The following is a 17,729-nucleotide window of genomic DNA, read 5'->3' as shown; positions in this document are numbered from 1 at the left end:
AAAACAAATTGAGCAAAAATGAATATAGATATGGAATTATTGGTTGCCACACACAACGAACACAAAAAAGAAGAGATCCAGCAGATCCTGGGAAATCATTTTACAGTAAAAAGTCTTACCGATTATAATATTCATGAAGAAATTGTAGAAGATGGCGACTCTTTCAATGCCAACGCCCTGATCAAAGCAAAATACTGTTTTGAAAAAACCGGAATCCCAAGTTTGGGAGACGACAGCGGACTTGCTGTTGAAGCTTTGGACGGAAGACCCGGAATTTTTTCTGCACGTTATGCAGGAGATCATGATTTTGCTAAAAATATCGAAAAGGTTTTAAGCGAGCTGGAAGGTCAGGAAAATAGAAAAGCCTATTTCATTACGGTTCTATGTTACTATGACGAGAATGGAGCCCGTTATTTTGAAGGAAAAGTTCACGGAAATTTACTCACAGAAAATAAAGGACATAAGGGTTTTGGATATGATCCCATCTTTGTTCCCGAAGGACATGACAGGACTTTTGCAGAAATGAATCCTGAAGACAAAAACAAAATAAGTCACCGCAAACAGGCATTGGATCTGTTTCTTGACTTCCTTAAAGTAAAAGAATAATTAATTCTATGCGGGTCGTATTTAAACTGGCATCCAAAAGATATGTTTAAATTTTCTGTCGTACATTTGTTATAATAAACTATTGATTTGAGTACTTATTTAACGATATTAGGCTTTAATTCAGCTATTCCGACCATTAATTCTTCGCCCACGGCACAGCTGCTGGAAATGGAAGAGAGACATTTTCTGATCGATTGCGGAGAAGGAACCCAGGTACAGCTGAGAAAGGCGAAAGCGAGATTTTCAAAGATCAATCATATCTTTATATCACATCTTCACGGTGATCACTGTTTCGGTCTTCCCGGACTTATCGCCTCTTTCCGTTTGCTCGGAAGGGATATTCCTCTGCATGTTTATGGCCCGAAAGGAATCAAAAAAATGCTGGAAACCATCTTTACCATTACGGAAACGCATCGTGGTTTTGAAGTGGTTTATCACGAGCTGGACAAAGACTATTCCGAAAAAATTTATGAAGACAGCAGGGTAGAAGTATATACCATCCCGCTGGATCACAGAATATACTGTAACGGTTACCTTTTTAAAGAAAAACCTAAAGACAGGCACCTTAATATGAAGGAAATCGCCAAATACAAAGAAATAGAAACCTGTGATTACCACAATATAAAAGCAGGCAAAGATGTTGTGCTGAGCGATGGCTATGTTCTCAAAAATGAAGTATTAACCTTGGATCCGGCACCTCCTGTTTCCTATGCTTTCTGCAGCGATACCCGGTATCTTGAATCGGTACTTCCGATTATTAAAAATGTAACGGTTCTGTATCACGAATCCACTTTCCTCCATGACCTGAAAGAAATGGCAGACTATACCGGACATTCAACAGCTTTGGAAGCGGCAACGATAGCCCAGAAAGCTGAAGTGGGAAAACTGATCCTGGGTCATTTCTCAAACCGGTATGCAGACCTTACGGTATTTACGGACGAAGCCAGAAATGTTTTTCCCAACACCTTCCTGCCAAAAGCACTGGAAAGCGTAAAAATTTAAAACCTGTATGCTTAATTTTGAAGAATTGAAAAGCTTTTTGAATGAAAAGGCAGACCAATACAACAGCCCCGATTTTATTGAAGATGATCCCATACAGATCCCGCACCGTTTTAATGTAAAGCAGGATATAGAAATTGCAGGTTTTTTGGCTGCAACTATTTCCTGGGGCAACCGGAAATCAATCATTAAATCTGCAGATAAAATGCTTGATATTATGGGGAATTCACCTTATGATTTTGTATTGAATTATTCTGAAAAAGATCTGGATATCCTTCAGAACAAAAGTATCCACAGAACTTTTAACGGTCAGGATTTTGCTTACTTCATCAGGCAGTTCAACAAGATTTATAAAGAAAATGAGAGCCTGGAAAACTTATTTAAAGTAAACGATCAGGAAACTAATTTTCAGCATGCTATTGAAAGGTTCAGAAGCCGTTTTCTGGAACCTGAAAAGCACAGAAGCCACAAACATATCAGCTCGCCTTATAAAAACTCTTCCTCCAAAAGAATTATAATGTTTCTGCGGTGGATGGTGCGAAAAGACAAACATGGCGTAGATTTTGGTATTTGGGAAAATATAGATCAGAAATATCTTTCGATCCCGTTAGATGTACATACGGGAAATATTTCCAGAAAGCTTGGACTGGTTTCCAGAACACAGAACGACTGGAAAACCGTAGAAGAACTGGACGTAGCCATCAGGAAATTTGATGAAAATGATCCGGCTAAATATGATTTCGCCCTATTTGGGCTTGGAGTGACCAAAGAACTCTTATAACACTAAGAAACGATGAAAAAAGAAACTGAAAAAATAGACGCTTTAGAAAAAATAGCGAACGGCATTACATGGTGGGTAGGTTCTATCCCGTCACTCATTGTTCATACTTTATTTTTTATCACCTCATTTCTTTTGCCGATGCTCAATATCGTTGAGTTTGATAAGATGCTTCTGATCCTTACAACGGTAGTTTCTCTGGAGGCCATTTATCTGGCTATTTTTATTCAGATGTCCGTGAACAAAAGTCACGAAAAGATTGAAGATATCCAGGAAGATATTGAAGACATTCAGGAAGATATCGAAGAGATCAGCGAAGATATTGAAGAGATCAGCGAGGATATTGAGGAGATTAATGAAGACATTGAAGACATCCAGGAAGATATTGAAGAGATCAACGAAGACGAAGATGAGGAAGACCATAATGAAAGGGCCAAGAATGTCATTCTGAAAAGCAATGTCAATTCCAATAAGAATGAAATCAAAGCTTTAAAAGATATCATCAGCCAGCTGCAGACAGAAATAGACCAGCTGAAAAAAGAATAATACTACCTGAGTTCGGGTTAGGACATTTCTGTTTTAATAAATAAGTAAGCCGGGAGGGGGATGTGAGTTGAGGTTAAAAAAATAGTTACAACCCTGTAATTTATTATTCTTTTAAAGACTGCTTCATCAAATTTTACGATAACGTCAGAAATTGTAGGTCTGATAGTAACTTCCAGTCTCCCTATTCAAGCTTCCAGCCTATTATCCTTAATATAAATTATAATTGAACGTAGTTTTCAAGATTAAAAGCAGGCCGTCCGTACAGGTGGTCTGTTTTTTTTATGCACATTTCAAAGTTTAAAAATTAAATTCTACTAATTTTGTGGAATATGTAATTATAAAATAAATTTATTATTAATATAGATGTTAAATTAATTGAATTGACTGAAAAAGAGTGTTTTTTATTGATATTTTTGTTACATTTGAACAAATAAAAATAAAATGTTCAATTATAGACTGAATAATTACTTTTTAGTTACAATGTTTCTATTGGCTTCTGTTTCTGCTTTTTCCCAGAAAATGAACAGAAAGCCGCAGCTCGAAAAGTTTAGCACCCAGAGTAAAAAAGCCGGGGCATTTATTGATGTAAATGTACCTACTTATGCGCCTTCCGCGTTCACCATAGATCAGCTGGTAAAAAATGTACTGATTTCCGGAGGATCTGTGTGTGCAGCCCCCAATGTGAGCAATGTAACCATATCACCCAATCAGCCGCCAACAGATACAGAAAGAGCATGGGGATATTTTCATAAAGGAACAACTAATTTTCCTTTTACTGACGGAGTTGTGCTTGTTTCCGGTAAAGCAAGAAGAGCTGGAAATGGATTGGAAGCATCCACATTAAGCGATATTGTTCCTGGAGCCGGGATGAATGATCCTGATCTGGTAGCCGCGATTAATCCGCCGGATGACCTTAAAGATGTTGTGTCTCTGGAATTTGATTTCGTTCCGAACAGCAACCAGGTAAAATTTAATTATTTATTTGCCTCAGAAGAATATACAAGTGGATTCCCATGTGGTGATTTTGCAGACGGTTTTGCTCTCCTTCTGAAAAAAGTAGGGGACCCAACCTATGAAAATTTAGCCGTTCTTCCCAATGGAGCAGGACCGGTAAGTGTTCTTAATATTGTACCACTGGGAGTAGGGTGTGATGGAGAAACCATTAATGAGCAATACTTCGGCGGATTGAATACGCAGAATATCGAAACCAATTTCATCGGGAGAACCATACCTCTTACGGCAGTGGCCACAGTTGTTCCGGGGCAGACCTATCATTTTAAAATGGTGATGGCAGATGCGGTGGATAATAGTTATGATTCTGCAGTTTTTTTGCAGGGTGGATCATTTGACATCGGAATGACCATCGTGGATGGTAACGGAAATCCTTTGGGGGAAACTCTGAATATGTGTGATAATACACCACAGACTTTAAAAGCACAAGTGTCAACTGTGCCGGGAATGACCTACAAATGGTACAAAAACGGTGTGGTAATTCCTAACGCAACCAGTGCTGTATATATAGCCACTTCACCCGGAGTATACGAAGTAAAAACTTTTGTGGGCGGAACAGAATGTCAGAAAGCAAGCATTACCATTATAGGCGGAACTTCTCCGACGGCTCAGAATGCAATATTGAAGCTTTGCGCGACTCCTACTCTGAGCACTTTTAATTTAGAAGATGCAAAACCACAGATAAGTACAACACCAGGCGCCGTATTTCGTTTTTATGCCAATCAGGCGGATGCGCAAGCTCAAAACAACAGCTTTATTACCAATCTTACCAACTACAATGGTACCGATGGACAGATTATTTATGTAGTCGTTTCCAATGGTGCATTTTGTAGCAAAATTGTGACCCTGACGCTAAGAAGAGAAGAAACACCTGTTGCCCAGATTACTGCTCCGAGAATGAGGATCTGCGAAGGAGAATCTCTGATATTAACAGCGGGAGGCGGTGTAACCTATCAATGGGGAGATACTTCTTCTACCGGGGGAGTAAGAACGGTAAACCCAACCCAGACCACAACCTATACCGTATATGCTATTGGTGCACAGGGCTGTAAATCCCTACAACCCGCATCCATTACCATTGATGTAGTTCCGACTATCGTATCTACACTAAAAGGAGGGCAGATCTGTGAAGGGGATATGATCCTTTTGGATGCCGGATCAGGACCGGGTTATACCTATGAATGGAGTACAGGAGAAACCACCCAGGGCATTACCGTATCAACTCCGGGTGAATATACCGTTATGATCAGTAACGGGGTATGTTTAAAAGAATTTAAAACCCAGGTAATACGCGCTGTAGTTCCCGAAATTATAAAAGTTGATTATAACGACAGCGGAACAATGGTTCTTACGGCAAGTAATCCTAGTAACGGTACATTAGAATATTCTGTAGACAACGGCTTTACCTGGCAGGCGTCCAATGTATTCTCCAATGTTCCTAAGAATACCGTAATATCCATCCGTGTCAAAGTGAAAAATACCAGCTGTGTAGGATTTCTGGAATACTTTACATTTGTTATGAAAAATGTAATCACACCAAACGGAGACAATGTAAATGATATTATTGACTTTAGCGGAGTAAGCAGTTACAAAGATTTTCAAGGGTTCGTTTTTGACCGTTACGGAAGAGAAGTATTCAAAGCCGGAAAAACAAGGCCGTATTGGGATGGCTATTTCCAGGGAAAACGTCTCCCAACTGCATCTTACTGGTATCAGGTAACCTATCAGGATCCTGCCAGCAAACAGACAGCAGTGAAAACAGGATGGATTCTTCTTAAAAACTTAGAATAATCTTTTATATAATTTATAGAAAGGCTGGCATTTTTGTCAGCCTTTCTTATTATTTTCAAACAAAGCAAATTTATATTGCTGAATAAATAAACTTGCATTAGTGATAATGTAAATTGTGCTAAATTAAGTTTCAATCAAAAAAAATAGTATTTTTGTTTAAAATACTATAAAATGTTAAATAGGAGGATTGGAAATTTATTTTTGGCGTTATTTTTTGCACTCATCGGCAGTTTGGTTTTTGCTCAAAACACAGACAGAGCAGCGATGCCTGCAAAAAAAGCTAGTGCCGCCTCTATGAAAGCAGGTGTTTTTATAGATGTAAATACACCCAATTATCCGGAGTCCGGCTACAGCATTACACAGCTGGTAAAAGACGTATTGATTTCCGGAGGAGCTTGTTCCACGTCCAATGTAAGTAACGTCACTGTTTCTCCCAATTTATCAATAAATGATCCTGGCCGAAGCTGGGGGTTCTTTAATAAAGGAACCACAGCTTTTCCTTTTGCAAAAGGAATTGTTCTTTCCACCGGATACGCTGCAAAAGCAGGTAACAGTTATCAGGGAATTTTAAGTGACGGTCTGAATACTTTTGGAGATACAGATCTGGCTGCGGCTTTGGGAATCAATAATGGTGAACTGAGAGATGCTACCTATATAGAATTTGATTTTGTACCGGCTTCTACAGAGGTTACATTCAGATACCTGTTTGCTTCCAAAGAATATGCTCCCGCATTCCAGTTTGCATGTACCAAATCAGACGGATTTGCTTTACTGTTAAAAAAAGCAACTGATCCTAACTATACCAATCTCGCAGTACTTCCTAACGGAGCAGGCCCCGTGAGTGTAACTAACATACATCCTGCAATTTCCGGAAGTTCTGGCTGTGGCCCTATAAACGAACAGTATTTCGCAGGAATCAATAACCCTATTGTTGAAACTAACTTTGATGGACGTACCGTTCCCTTGACCGCAAAAGCGACTGTAATTCCAGGCCAGACCTACCACTTCAAAATGGTCTTGGCAGATTTTAGTGACAGGAGTTATGACTCAGCTGTATTTCTGGAAGCGGGATCATTTGACATAGGAGTGAAAATTCTCGATCCTGCCGGAGTACAGCTTCCTGATACAGTTTATATGTGCGATAATGCACCTCAGACATTTACAGCCTCTGTTCAGGTTCCTAACGTTACTTATCAATGGTTCTTAAATAATAACCCTATTCCCGGTCAAACCGGAGCTAGTTATACTGCTACGCAACCAGGTGTATACAGTGTTCAGGTATTCATCCAGGGAAACACATGCCCGGGAACGGGAACGATTACAGTAGTTGGAGGAACTTCCCCTACCGTACAGAATGCGACCCTGACAGCCTGTTACGCTGCTGGAAATGCAACCTTTAATTTACCTTCTGCAGACGCTTCTATAAGTACAACCCCTGGTGCAACATTTACATATTACTTAAACCAGGCAGATGCGCTCGCTGGAAATGCAAATACCATTCCCAGCCCTGCCACCTATTCAAGCCCTGGAGGACAAACAGTATATGTTCGTGTTAAAAATGGCTTCTGTTTCAAAGTAGCTCAGTTGCAGCTGGTAAAAGCACCTCAGATGACTGCATCAATTTTGCCGCCCGCGGTATTAACCTGTGCCAGCTCGCAGACCACTTTAGATGCTTCAGCTTCTGTTTATCCTGCGGGATCTACTTTTAACTGGACGACAACCGGAGGAAATATCGTTTCAGGAGGAAATACACTAACTCCGGTTATCAATGCTCCGGGGACTTATACTTTAACAATATCAAAAACGTATCAGCCGGGACCTGTTACCTGTATTGCTGTTGCCAATGTTACAGTTACAGGAGACAGCGCTCCACCTGTAACAGGACTTACAGCAAGTAAAACACAGATATGTAGTGGTGAATCGGTCACTTTAACTGCTTCAGGAGGTACTACTTATAATTGGACGGGCCTTCCCGGAACAGGTAATACTCAGACAGTATCACCTACTGCAACTACTACGTATACAGTAAGTGCTGTAGGAGCCAATGGATGTGTATCTCAAAATCCTGCCACAATCACTATTGAAGTTTCACAGCCCATCACTGTACAGAATGCTATATTACATAAATGTTATGCTCCGGGACTTACCTATGACCTGACAACTGCTCAGAGTCAGATCACTTCTGCAGGAGCAGGTGTTACTTTTACCTATTATATCAATCAGGCTGATGCTCTTGCGGGAAATGCTAATTTTATTGCAGCGCCAACAACCTATTCGCCACCGGGAAATCAGACTATATATGTATTAGTAAAAAACGGAGGATGTCATTATGTAGTTTCCCTTCAGTTACTAAGAACAGCCGAAACAACACTTACGATAGCAGCACCGCAGGAAATAACCTGTACAACCCCTCAGACTACATTAAATGCTTTGGCATCTGTAGTGCCTGCTGGATCTACTATTGCATGGACAGCAGCAGGAGGTGGAAATATAGTGTCAGGTGCCAATACGCTTAATCCTGTAGTGAATGCAGGAGGGACCTATACACTTACAGTTACCAATGTATCCCAGCCGGGAAATTTAACCTGTACCTATACAGCAACAGTTACCGTAACGCAAAATACAACATTGCCAACGGCCACTCTTGTTTCCTCTCAACCCAGAATATGTGTCGGAGAATCAGTAACGCTGACTGCTTCAGGAGGTGCAACCTATAACTGGACGGGCCTTCCCGGAAACGGAAATACCCAGGTGGTTTCTCCGGTTGTTACTACCGTTTATGAAGTATTTGCAGTAGCAGCTAACGGATGTGTTTCTGCAACCCCGGCAACAGTTACTGTAATAGTTGGACCACCAACAGCAGGCATATCCGCATCCAAATCAAAAATATGTGTGGGAGAATCCGTTACTCTTACGGCTACCGGAGGAATTACCTATAACTGGGTAGGCCTTCCCGGAAACGGAAATACTCAGGTGGTTTCGCCAACCGTTACTACGGAATACTCAGTGTATGCATTGGGAGGTAATGGTTGTAGTTCTGTACTGCCTGCAAAGGTGACCATTGAGGTGGTACCGGCTATTGTATCTACATTAGAGGATGTATATGTATGTGCCGGCGATACAGGGGTTCTAGATGCTGGTGCAGGTACTAACTATACTTATTTATGGAGCACAGGTGCAACTACCCAGACTATATCGACCAATGTTCCCGGAACCTATACCGTTACCATCAGTAATGGAGTATGTTCTAAGACTTTCACCGGAAAATTATTAAATCCAGATCTCCCTCAGTTTACAAATATAGTATATGATAATCATGTGCTTACCCTTACAGCAAGCAACCCTACGGGAGGTGAATTGGAATATTCAATAGATGGAGGTGTGGTATGGCAGTCGTCCAATATATTTTATAATGTCTTAAATAATACAAACTACCATGTGATGGTAAGGGTAAAAGATGCAAATTGTAGTACCTCACTGGATTATTTCACATTTGTAATCAGTAATGCCATAACACCTAATATGGATGGAGTAAATGACACAATAGATTTCTCAGGACTTAGGGGATATAATAACTTTGCAGCATCAGTTTTTGACCGGTATGGTGCAGAACTTTTCCGGGCAACCAAAACCGATGCTGTCTGGACAGGTTCTTTAAAAGGAATGAACCTGCCTACAGGCACTTACTGGTATAAAGTACAGTGGGAGAATCCGGCCAGCAAAAAGCTGGAACAGCGATCAGGCTGGATATTGCTAAAAAACAGAAACTAATAGATAAACCTTCCATATTTGGGAGGTTTGCTTTTTTTATATTAAAAATTTTATAAAAAATATAGGATATATTTAGAAATAAATTAAATTTGTTGAAACAAAAGTATTATGCGAAGAAATCTACTATTCATTTTATTTTTCTTAGTCGTTTCGACATTTTTATTTTCACAAACAACAGGCCCCCGAAAACCTCCTAAAGATAAGCCTGCAGGATCAGTTACTCAAAAAGCGGGCAATTTTATTGATGTGAATACTCCGGGGTATGCGGAATCCAGCTATTCTATTACGCAGCTGGTGAAAGATGTCCTCATCTCTTCAGGAACAAATACTTGTGTAACGCCTGCAGTATCCAATGTGAAAATTACACCTAACCATGCTGTGAGCGATGCAGACAGATCCTGGGGATATTTTCATAAAGGAACCACTAATTTTCCTTTCAAAGACGGGATTGTACTTTCTACAGGAAAAGCAAGAAGAGCAGGAAACGGACCTGAAGGAAACCTGAGTGATAATAATGGTGGCGGTACAGATTCAGATCTTGCACAGGCTATTGGATCTACCGGAACGCTGACGGATGGTGTTCTTTTGGAATTTGACTTTACCCCTACAACATCACAGATCAAATTTAATTATATTTTGGCTTCGGAGGAGTACTCCGGCTCATTCCCATGTCAGTATGCAGATGCTTTTGCTATTTTGCTTAGACCGACATCTGGAGGACCTTATCAGAATATGGCGGTGCTTCCAAACGGTGCCGGTCCTGTAAGTATTACGAATATCCACCCGTTAATTCCTGGCGGTGGCGGTTGTGCTGCAGTTAATGAACAGTATTTTGCAGGATATAATACAGGCAATGTTGAAACCAATTTTGAAGGAAGAACAATTCCTCTTACTGCAACTGCGACTGTAATGGCAGGGCAGGAATATCACTTTAAAATGGTTGTTGCCGATTATGCACCGGGAAGCTTTGAAGATCATGGCTGGGATTCTGCTGTATTTCTGGAAGGAGGATCATTTAATATCGGTGTAGAACTTCTGGATCCCAGCGGTGCTACATTACCTTCAGAAATCAATGTCTGCGATAATGAACCGCAGATAATTACAGCATCAGTAAGTGACCCTAACTTATTATACCAATGGTACCTCAACGGAGCTCCGGTAGCTGGTGCCACTACCAATACGATTACGGCTGTACAGCCAGGAACATATACTATCGAAGTAAGTGTTCCCGGAAATCCTTGTCCGGGTAAAGCAACCATAGAAATTCACGGGGGAACCACTCCGCAGGCCCAGGATGCAACACTTTTACTGTGTTCTACGCCGGATATTACCACTTTTGACCTGACGAATGCTATGCCGTCAATAAGCCCGACACAGGGAGCTGTATTCAGATTCTATGTAAATCAGGCTGATGCTGTGGCTCAGAATAATAACTATATTCAGAATATTTTAAATTATAACGGTACAGATGGGCAGATTCTGTATGTTGTAGTTTCAAACGGAGGTTTCTGCAGCAAGATGATAGAATTAAAGCTACTAAAAGAAACTACACCTAAGGCAGGGATAAAATCTTCCAGAATTAAAATATGTCCGGGAGAAGCGGTAACTCTTACGGCTGAGGGAGGTGTTACCTATCAATGGGTTAATTTTCCGGGTACAGGAAATACACAAACTGTAACTTTGTATCAGACTACAACATTTTCTGTGTATGCAGTGGGGACAAAAGGCTGTCGTTCTTTAAATCCTGCTACCATAACCGTAGAGGTTACCCCAGAGATCACTTCACCTTTAAAAGATGTGGAAATGTGTCTGGGTGATCGTGTTACTTTAGATGCAGGTGCTGGACCTAATTATAAATACTTATGGAGTACCGGAGCTACAACACAAACTATCACTGCGGACAGCTGGGGTGTTTATACGGTAGAAGTGGATAACGGCTTCTGTAAAAAGATCTTCACCGCGAAAGTAGGAGGTGCAGCCACTCCTTTCGTGACAGCAGTGAATTATGAAAGTGCTAAAAAAACCGTGATGATTATTGCGGAAAATCCCATGATGAATAATACCCCAAGTACTTTAGAATATTCTATCGACAATGGAATCACGTGGCAGGATTCAAATATTTTCACCAACCTTTTGGACAATACAAATTATACCGTATTGGTGAGAAGAGTAGGAACTCATTGTGTGGGAACCTTTGATTTCTATACGCTGCAGATCAATAATATCATTACACCTAATGATGATGGTGTAAATGATATTCTGGACCTTACAGCATTGGTTGGATTCAAAAATTTCACAGGATCTGTTTTTGACAGGTATGGAGTGGAAATGTTTAGATTCTCTAAAGAAAAACCTGTATGGGATGGAACTGTGGGTGGAAAAAAACTTTCTACAGCAACTTACTGGTATAAATTTAATTTCGAATATCCTAAGTCAAAAATTCAGATGAACTGGTCCGGATGGATCATGCTTAAGAATCGAGAATAAGATACAGAAATCATGCATAGAAAAGCCTTTCAAGTTTACTTGAAAGGCTTTTTATTTTTTTGAAATAGACTACTTATTGATTTTGTTTCCAGAGATTGGCAAAGCCTATAAAATCCAGAACGCTGAGCTCTTCCGCCCTCTTGTCCAAAAATTCGTGGGTCTTTAAAGCTTCAGGAATATTCAATATTTTCAAGGAGTTTGAAAGCTTTTTTCTTCTCTGGTTAAATCCTGCTTTTACAATCTGCTTAAAAAGAACCTCGTTTCCAGCCAGACCTTCTTTTGGATTTCTGGTCAGTCGGATGACTCCTGATTTTACTTTCGGAGGTGGATTGAACACATTTTCATGAACGGTAAACAGATAAGAAACATCATAATAGGCCTGGATCAGAACAGAAAGAATACCGTAATCTTTAGTTCTGGGTACTGCAGCTGTTCTTTCCGCAACTTCTTTCTGGAACATTCCTACCATTTCAGGAATCTGCTGATAATAATCAACAATCTTAAAAAGGATTTGCGAAGAGATATTATAAGGAAAGTTACCAATAATGGCAAGCTGCTCTCCATTGATAAAATGGAAGTCCTGTTTCAGAAAATCTCCTACAAAAGTATTTTCTGTAATCTTTGAATAGTTCTTTTTCAGGTATTCAATAGATTCGGTGTCTATCTCTGCCAGATAGATAGTCTGTTCTTTTTCAAACAGATATTTGGTAAGGACACCCATTCCGGGACCTACTTCCATGACATTTTTATAGTCTTCAAAACTAAGACCCTCCACGATTTTTCTCGCGATATTTTCATCTGTCAGAAAGTGCTGTCCAAGATGTTTTTTTGCTTTTACACTCAAAGTTTTTTATGATTTTATTAACAATGATTTTCTTTATTTCTCCCCAAATTTCGGAAGATTTTTTCTAATTTAGCCAAAAATTTTAATATTAATGGCTAAATCTGTAGATGAGTTTAATAAGAAAAGGCTTCGGTCAAGCAATATTACAGTCGTAATAAGTATCGCATTAGTGTTATTTTTGTTAGGATTAATGGGGCTTATTTTAATTAATGCCCAAAAGTATTCTGACTATATTAAAGAGCAGCTGGTAGTAAATGCTTATTTTGATGAAAACTACGATGCAAAAGATTCTGTAAAGATTGCAAAACTGGAGGAAGAAACTTTTAAAAAGGTACAGACCTTAGCTCCTGTAAAAAAAGCAACGTATATCTCACGGGACATGGCGGCTCAAGAAGCCAAAAAAACAATGGGGATAGACAGCGATGCACTTTTTGAGGAAAATATTTTCCCTTCATCCATCGAAGTTGCATTAAAGCCAGAATATGTAGATCCTGCAAAAATTGACGGGGCAATTAAAGTGATCAAAGCTGTTCCGGGTATTGTAGATGTTAAGAATGACAGCACTTTAATGGTGGATGTTTACAATAATCTAAGCAGAATCCTTAAGTGGATCCTGGGATTCTCTATTCTGTTTCTTGTCTTGGCAGTAGTACTGATCAACAACTCGATCAGACTTAAAATATTCTCCAAAAGATTTATCATTAAAACCATGCAGCTCGTTGGAGCAAAAAGAAGATTCATCCTTAAGCCGTTTATCATCGAAGCCATTATTTTAGGGGCTATCGGATCAGTGATTGGACTTCTGGCACTGGGAGGAGTTTGGTATTATTTTACAAGCCAGATTGGTTCGGCTTTCGTACAGGATAACAACCAATATTTCTGGCTGATTGTTTTAGTGCTTGGAGTAGGAATTTTTATTTCTGTTTTAAGTACCATTTTCGCTACATGGAGATTCTTAAAATCAAACGTTGACGATCTATATTACTCTTAATAATGAGCAAAAAAACAAATAAATTTGCCGCTTCAGAGTTTGGCAAAGAAACCGAAGTACCACAGGAAAATACCTTTTACTTCGGACAGCAGAACTTTAAGTGGATGCTGATAGGACTGGCTTTTATCATAGTAGGCTTCCTGCTGATGATGGGGCCGGATGCTAATACAGTAGACGGTAAATTTGATCCTAACTCATGGAATGATGGTATTTTTTCCATCCGAAGGATCAGAATTGCACCACTGTTTATAGTGATAGGCTTTGGAATAGAAGTTTATGCTATTTTAAAAAGAAAATAAATTAATACATTCTTTGTTTAGAGATTAAAAGGTTAAGTGGTTTAGAACTCGTTCTAAATTTCAGAATCTTTTAATCTTTAAATTTTTATATACACCAAAATATGGATTTAATTAAAGCAATCATTATTGCTATTATTGAAGGACTTACAGAGTATCTTCCTATTTCTTCTACGGCACACATGGGATTTGCAGCGAACCTTTTGGGTCTGCAAGAGGATGAGTTTCTGAAAATGTTTCAGGTGTCTATTCAGTTCGGTGCTATTTTATCCGTTGTAGTGGCATACTGGAAAAAATTCTTTGATCTGAAAAATCTCCAGTTTTATTATAAGCTTGCTTTTGCAGTTGTTCCGGCATTGGTTCTGGGGTATTTATTTGATGATAAAATTGAATCCGTCCTTGGAAACCAGATCGCCATTTCTTCAGTACTCGTATTGGGAGGTATAGTTCTGCTTTTCGCAGACAAATGGTTCAAGAACCCTACAATTGATGATGAAAAAGGGATTACCATAAGAAAAGCAATCACAATAGGCTTCTGGCAGTGTCTTGCAATGATGCCGGGAACCAGCCGCAGTGCAGCTTCTATTATTGGAGGAATGTCACAGGGGCTGACCAGAAAGGCTGCTGCAGAATTTTCTTTCTTTCTGGCCGTTCCGACAATGCTGGCAGTAACGGTATATTCTGTTTTCCTGAAAACTTGGGGGAAAGAAACCGGGAACCCTCAGAAGGGGTATGAAATGATTATGGCATCTCAGGATCATATTATGATCTTCATAGTAGGAAATATTGTAGCATTTATTGTAGCATTGATTGCCATTAAAGCATTCATCGGAGTACTGAACAAATATGGTTTCAAACCTTGGGGTTGGTACCGTATCTTTGTAGGAATTGCTTTGTTGATCTATTTCTATTTCTTTAAATAAGCCTATGAAAAGTAATATTTTAAAAATATTGGCTTTTTCCGGCCTGATCGTGTCCTGTGCTCCGGCACATACGCTGTTTGTAAAAAATAATACAGGAGAAAGGATAGAATTTTTCGTTGAGCTGAAAGAAAAAAATCTTGCTGAAGATCTACTGATCTGTAAGGAGCTTGTCCCGGACGAAAGACTGGACCACAAACCTTTTATGGAATATTCCAAAGAAGGAAAATGTTACCGCCAAAAAATTACATCTGTTAGCAAAACCAGCTATAAATTTAATTTACCTGAAAATTATACAGTGAACATTGCTCCGAATAATTCAGTGTACCCTTTTCAGAATATATACTACTTCATTGGTGATAAAAAATGCTTTGTCAATGTAGAAAACGGACCTGACTGCAAGCAGAAGGTCAATAAGTTGCCAAGCTTAGTAAGTATCACCGAAATTTTAGAATAATGACAGCTGAAGAACTGCAAGCAGGATATGTATTCTTATTGGATAAACCTTTGGATTGGACCTCTTTCCAGGCGGTCAATAAGATGAAGTATAAACTCAAAAGAGAATTTAATCTTCCCAAGAAATTTAAAATAGGCCATGCAGGAACCTTAGATCCGAGAGCAACCGGTCTGCTTATTGTCTGCTGTGGAAAATTTACAAAGAAAATTCCCGAAATTCAGGATGCTCCCAAAGAATACTGGACGGAAATCAAAATAGGAGTACAGACAGAATCCTATGATACGGAAAAACCAGAGATCCTTCATCAGGATATTGCCCACGTTACAGAACAGCAAGTCAAAGAAACTCTTGAAAAATTCGTTGGGGAAATAGAGCAGAAACCTCCGGTATACTCAGCCATAAAAATTGATGGACAAAGAGCTTATAATTTAGCTAGAGCAGGAGAAGAAGTTGAAATGAAATCCAGGAAAACGACAATCTTCTACATTAAAGATATTAACATTGAATTTCCTTTGGTCAGCTTTACGGTAGGATGTTCAAAAGGTACCTATATCAGAAGTCTGGCTCATGACATTGGGCAGGAGCTGGGAGTGGGAGCTTATCTTACACAGCTTAGACGCACAAAGATCGGAGATTATACGATTGAAAATGCGACCGCTGATTTTCTGGAGAATGAATACAGATTCGAAAGCTTATGATAAAAAATTTCCTCTTTCTTTTAAGCCTGTTATATACTGCTACTTGTTTTTCGCAGGAAACGGAGACTAAAAAAGTTAAAATGGATTTTTACCTCAATCCATCACTCAATATCGGCTATAATCTTCAAAACAGAGATAATCAGTTTACGGATTCGCAGTATATTGAACCAAAAAGGATTGGTAAAATAACATATGGAATATCAGCAATAGGCGGTTACAATTTTCTTCCTAACTTTGCACTCGGAACAGGATTTAAATACAGTTTTATAGAAGACAATTACCATCTGGTCTACTGGATGATCCAGCCGAAGATCATATTCAGTCCGGGGGACCGTCCTTTTTATGTTGATTTAAATTATGGAAAGCAGCTTAATCATTCGGCGATTTCTGATTCCGAATTTTGGGGAGCAAGATTGGGAATCATGGTTTCCTACTCAAAAAGGCTGAGCCAGGAAGGTGGAATTACTTTTGAAGGGCATCAGCTGAATGGTAAGTCTAATGGCTTTTTCATTGGATTAAGTTACGGAATTACTATTTTCAGCAATAAAAATTATACAGGTTACGGAGAAGATTAATGGAAAAAACGCGCATCAATAAATATTTATCAGAAGTTGGCTATTGTTCAAGAAGAGCCGCTGATAAACTTTTGGAAGAAGGAAGGATAACAATTAACGGAAAGGTCCCGGAAATGGGAACCAAAGTTTCTGATGAAGATCTTGTAGAAGTAGATGGAAAACCGATCCGTGAACCGCAGGATAAGCCCATCTACATCGCTTTTAACAAGCCTGTGGGGATTGTATGCACTACAGATACCAAACGTGAAAAAAACAATATCGTTGACTATATCAATCACCCGAAAAGAATTTTCCCGATCGGAAGACTGGATAAGCCTAGTGAAGGCCTGATTCTTTTGACCAGTGACGGCGATATCGTAAACAAAATTCTAAGGGCAAGAAATAACCACGAAAAAGAATATATTGTACGTCTTGACAAACCTATGTCACCCAAATTCCTTGATAAAATGAGGAATGGTGTTCCGATCCTGGATACCGTCACTAAAAAATGTGAAGTTGAAAGAATCGACGATATGACGTTCCGTATCATTCTTACTCAGGGACTGAACAGACAAATCCGAAGAATGTGCGAATACCTCGGCTATGAAGTGAAAAAACTGAAACGTATCCGTATTATGAACATCAAGCTGGATCTTCCCGTTGGAAAATGGCGTGACCTTACAGAAGAGGAACTGAGTTCGCTTAACAACCTCCTTTCTGATTCTGTCAAAACAGTCGATTAAGATTATATCATAAATAATATGACGGTAAGCAGGGGGATATTTCTCCTGCTTACTTTTTTTATTCCTGTTTTCTGGTAAGGGAAATCAGAATTTCTGTCTTCAATTAATCTATCTGAAGAAATACAATAGAAAAGGTACTTTGGGTGTTGTTTTTTAATAATATTCACACATTGGTGTAATATTTTTAGTTTGTTAGTGAAAATATATTATATTTATAATAATAACTATTAAAACTAA

At 39.2% G+C, this 17,729-nt stretch carries 15 protein-coding genes; 14 read left to right on the top strand and 1 reads right to left on the bottom strand.

Annotation, left to right across the window (positions count from 1 at the left end; all coding sequences use genetic code 11):
• Window positions 1-18 precede the first annotated feature (18 nt).
• The 7 genes from rdgB to ACTJIV_RS09345 all read left to right on the top strand — a co-directional run bounded on the left by rdgB (window position 19) and on the right by ACTJIV_RS09345 (window position 11,989).
• A complete protein-coding gene (gene rdgB, locus ACTJIV_RS09375) occupies window positions 19-606 on the top strand; it encodes an RdgB/HAM1 family non-canonical purine NTP pyrophosphatase (protein ID WP_262901771.1) in 588 nt (195 codons plus the stop codon).
• Between the two features lie 87 nt (window positions 607-693).
• Window positions 694-1,608 carry a ribonuclease Z gene (locus ACTJIV_RS09370; protein ID WP_336379999.1) on the top strand — a complete coding sequence of 305 codons (915 nt, stop codon included), beginning with the start codon at window positions 694-696 and terminating at the stop codon, window positions 1,606-1,608.
• A 7-nt stretch (window positions 1,609-1,615) separates the two neighbouring features.
• On the top strand, window positions 1,616-2,386 hold the full coding sequence (locus ACTJIV_RS09365; RefSeq protein WP_223558685.1) for a TIGR02757 family protein: 771 nt from the start codon (window positions 1,616-1,618) through the stop codon (window positions 2,384-2,386).
• A 12-nt stretch (window positions 2,387-2,398) separates the two neighbouring features.
• Complete coding sequence (locus tag ACTJIV_RS09360; RefSeq protein WP_111960357.1) at window positions 2,399-2,929, top strand: DUF1003 domain-containing protein; 531 nt, start codon at window positions 2,399-2,401, stop codon at window positions 2,927-2,929.
• Between the two features lie 441 nt (window positions 2,930-3,370).
• Entirely contained in the window at window positions 3,371-5,731 is a 2,361-nt protein-coding gene (locus ACTJIV_RS09355; protein ID WP_440627036.1) for a choice-of-anchor L domain-containing protein, read from the top strand.
• Window positions 5,732-5,902: 171 nt separating this feature from the next.
• The gene (locus ACTJIV_RS09350) at window positions 5,903-9,502 is read left to right on the top strand and encodes a choice-of-anchor L domain-containing protein (RefSeq protein ID WP_440627034.1); all 3,600 of its coding nucleotides are present in this window, start codon (window positions 5,903-5,905) and stop codon (window positions 9,500-9,502) included.
• A 108-nt stretch (window positions 9,503-9,610) separates the two neighbouring features.
• Window positions 9,611-11,989 carry a choice-of-anchor L domain-containing protein gene (locus ACTJIV_RS09345; RefSeq protein ID WP_440627032.1) on the top strand — a complete coding sequence of 793 codons (2,379 nt, stop codon included), beginning with the start codon at window positions 9,611-9,613 and terminating at the stop codon, window positions 11,987-11,989.
• 73 nt (window positions 11,990-12,062) lie between these two features.
• Here the strand turns inward: ACTJIV_RS09345 and rsmA are convergent, their stop codons facing one another.
• Window positions 12,063-12,833 carry a 16S rRNA (adenine(1518)-N(6)/adenine(1519)-N(6))-dimethyltransferase RsmA gene (gene rsmA, locus ACTJIV_RS09340; protein WP_111960365.1) on the bottom strand — a complete coding sequence of 257 codons (771 nt, stop codon included), beginning with the start codon at window positions 12,831-12,833 and terminating at the stop codon, window positions 12,063-12,065.
• 91 nt (window positions 12,834-12,924) lie between these two features.
• Between rsmA and ACTJIV_RS09335 the strand changes: the two genes are divergently transcribed.
• The 7 genes from ACTJIV_RS09335 (at window position 12,925) to rluF (ending at window position 17,492) form a co-directional block, all read left to right on the top strand.
• Window positions 12,925-13,824, top strand: a complete 900-nt coding sequence (locus tag ACTJIV_RS09335) for a cell division protein FtsX (RefSeq protein WP_111960367.1) — start codon at window positions 12,925-12,927, stop codon at window positions 13,822-13,824.
• A gap of 2 nt (window positions 13,825-13,826) precedes the next feature.
• Window positions 13,827-14,123, top strand: coding sequence for a DUF3098 domain-containing protein (locus ACTJIV_RS09330; RefSeq protein ID WP_111960369.1), 297 nt, complete (start codon window positions 13,827-13,829; stop codon window positions 14,121-14,123).
• Between the two features lie 101 nt (window positions 14,124-14,224).
• The gene (locus tag ACTJIV_RS09325; protein WP_111960371.1) at window positions 14,225-15,043 is read left to right on the top strand and encodes an undecaprenyl-diphosphate phosphatase; all 819 of its coding nucleotides are present in this window, start codon (window positions 14,225-14,227) and stop codon (window positions 15,041-15,043) included.
• 4 nt (window positions 15,044-15,047) lie between these two features.
• Complete coding sequence (locus tag ACTJIV_RS09320) at window positions 15,048-15,497, top strand: hypothetical protein (protein ID WP_440627029.1); 450 nt, start codon at window positions 15,048-15,050, stop codon at window positions 15,495-15,497.
• Entirely contained in the window at window positions 15,497-16,195 is a 699-nt protein-coding gene (gene truB, locus ACTJIV_RS09315) for a tRNA pseudouridine(55) synthase TruB (RefSeq protein ID WP_336379996.1), read from the top strand. The genes ACTJIV_RS09320 and truB overlap by 1 nt, the downstream gene beginning before the upstream one ends.
• An 80-nt stretch (window positions 16,196-16,275) precedes the next feature.
• Complete coding sequence (locus tag ACTJIV_RS09310; protein ID WP_440627027.1) at window positions 16,276-16,770, top strand: hypothetical protein; 495 nt, start codon at window positions 16,276-16,278, stop codon at window positions 16,768-16,770.
• Window positions 16,770-17,492 carry a 23S rRNA pseudouridine(2604) synthase RluF gene (gene rluF / locus ACTJIV_RS09305; protein ID WP_111960379.1) on the top strand — a complete coding sequence of 241 codons (723 nt, stop codon included), beginning with the start codon at window positions 16,770-16,772 and terminating at the stop codon, window positions 17,490-17,492. The genes ACTJIV_RS09310 and rluF overlap by 1 nt, the downstream gene beginning before the upstream one ends.
• The last annotated feature ends 237 nt before the right edge of the window (window positions 17,493-17,729 follow it).

The organism is Chryseobacterium sp. 22532 (genome assembly GCF_052044665.1).
In the GTDB taxonomy this organism is placed as follows: domain Bacteria; phylum Bacteroidota; class Bacteroidia; order Flavobacteriales; family Weeksellaceae; genus Chryseobacterium; species Chryseobacterium lathyri.
The sequence above is the reverse complement of the archived record's forward strand: the minus strand, read 5'-3'. Positions and strand labels throughout refer to the sequence as shown.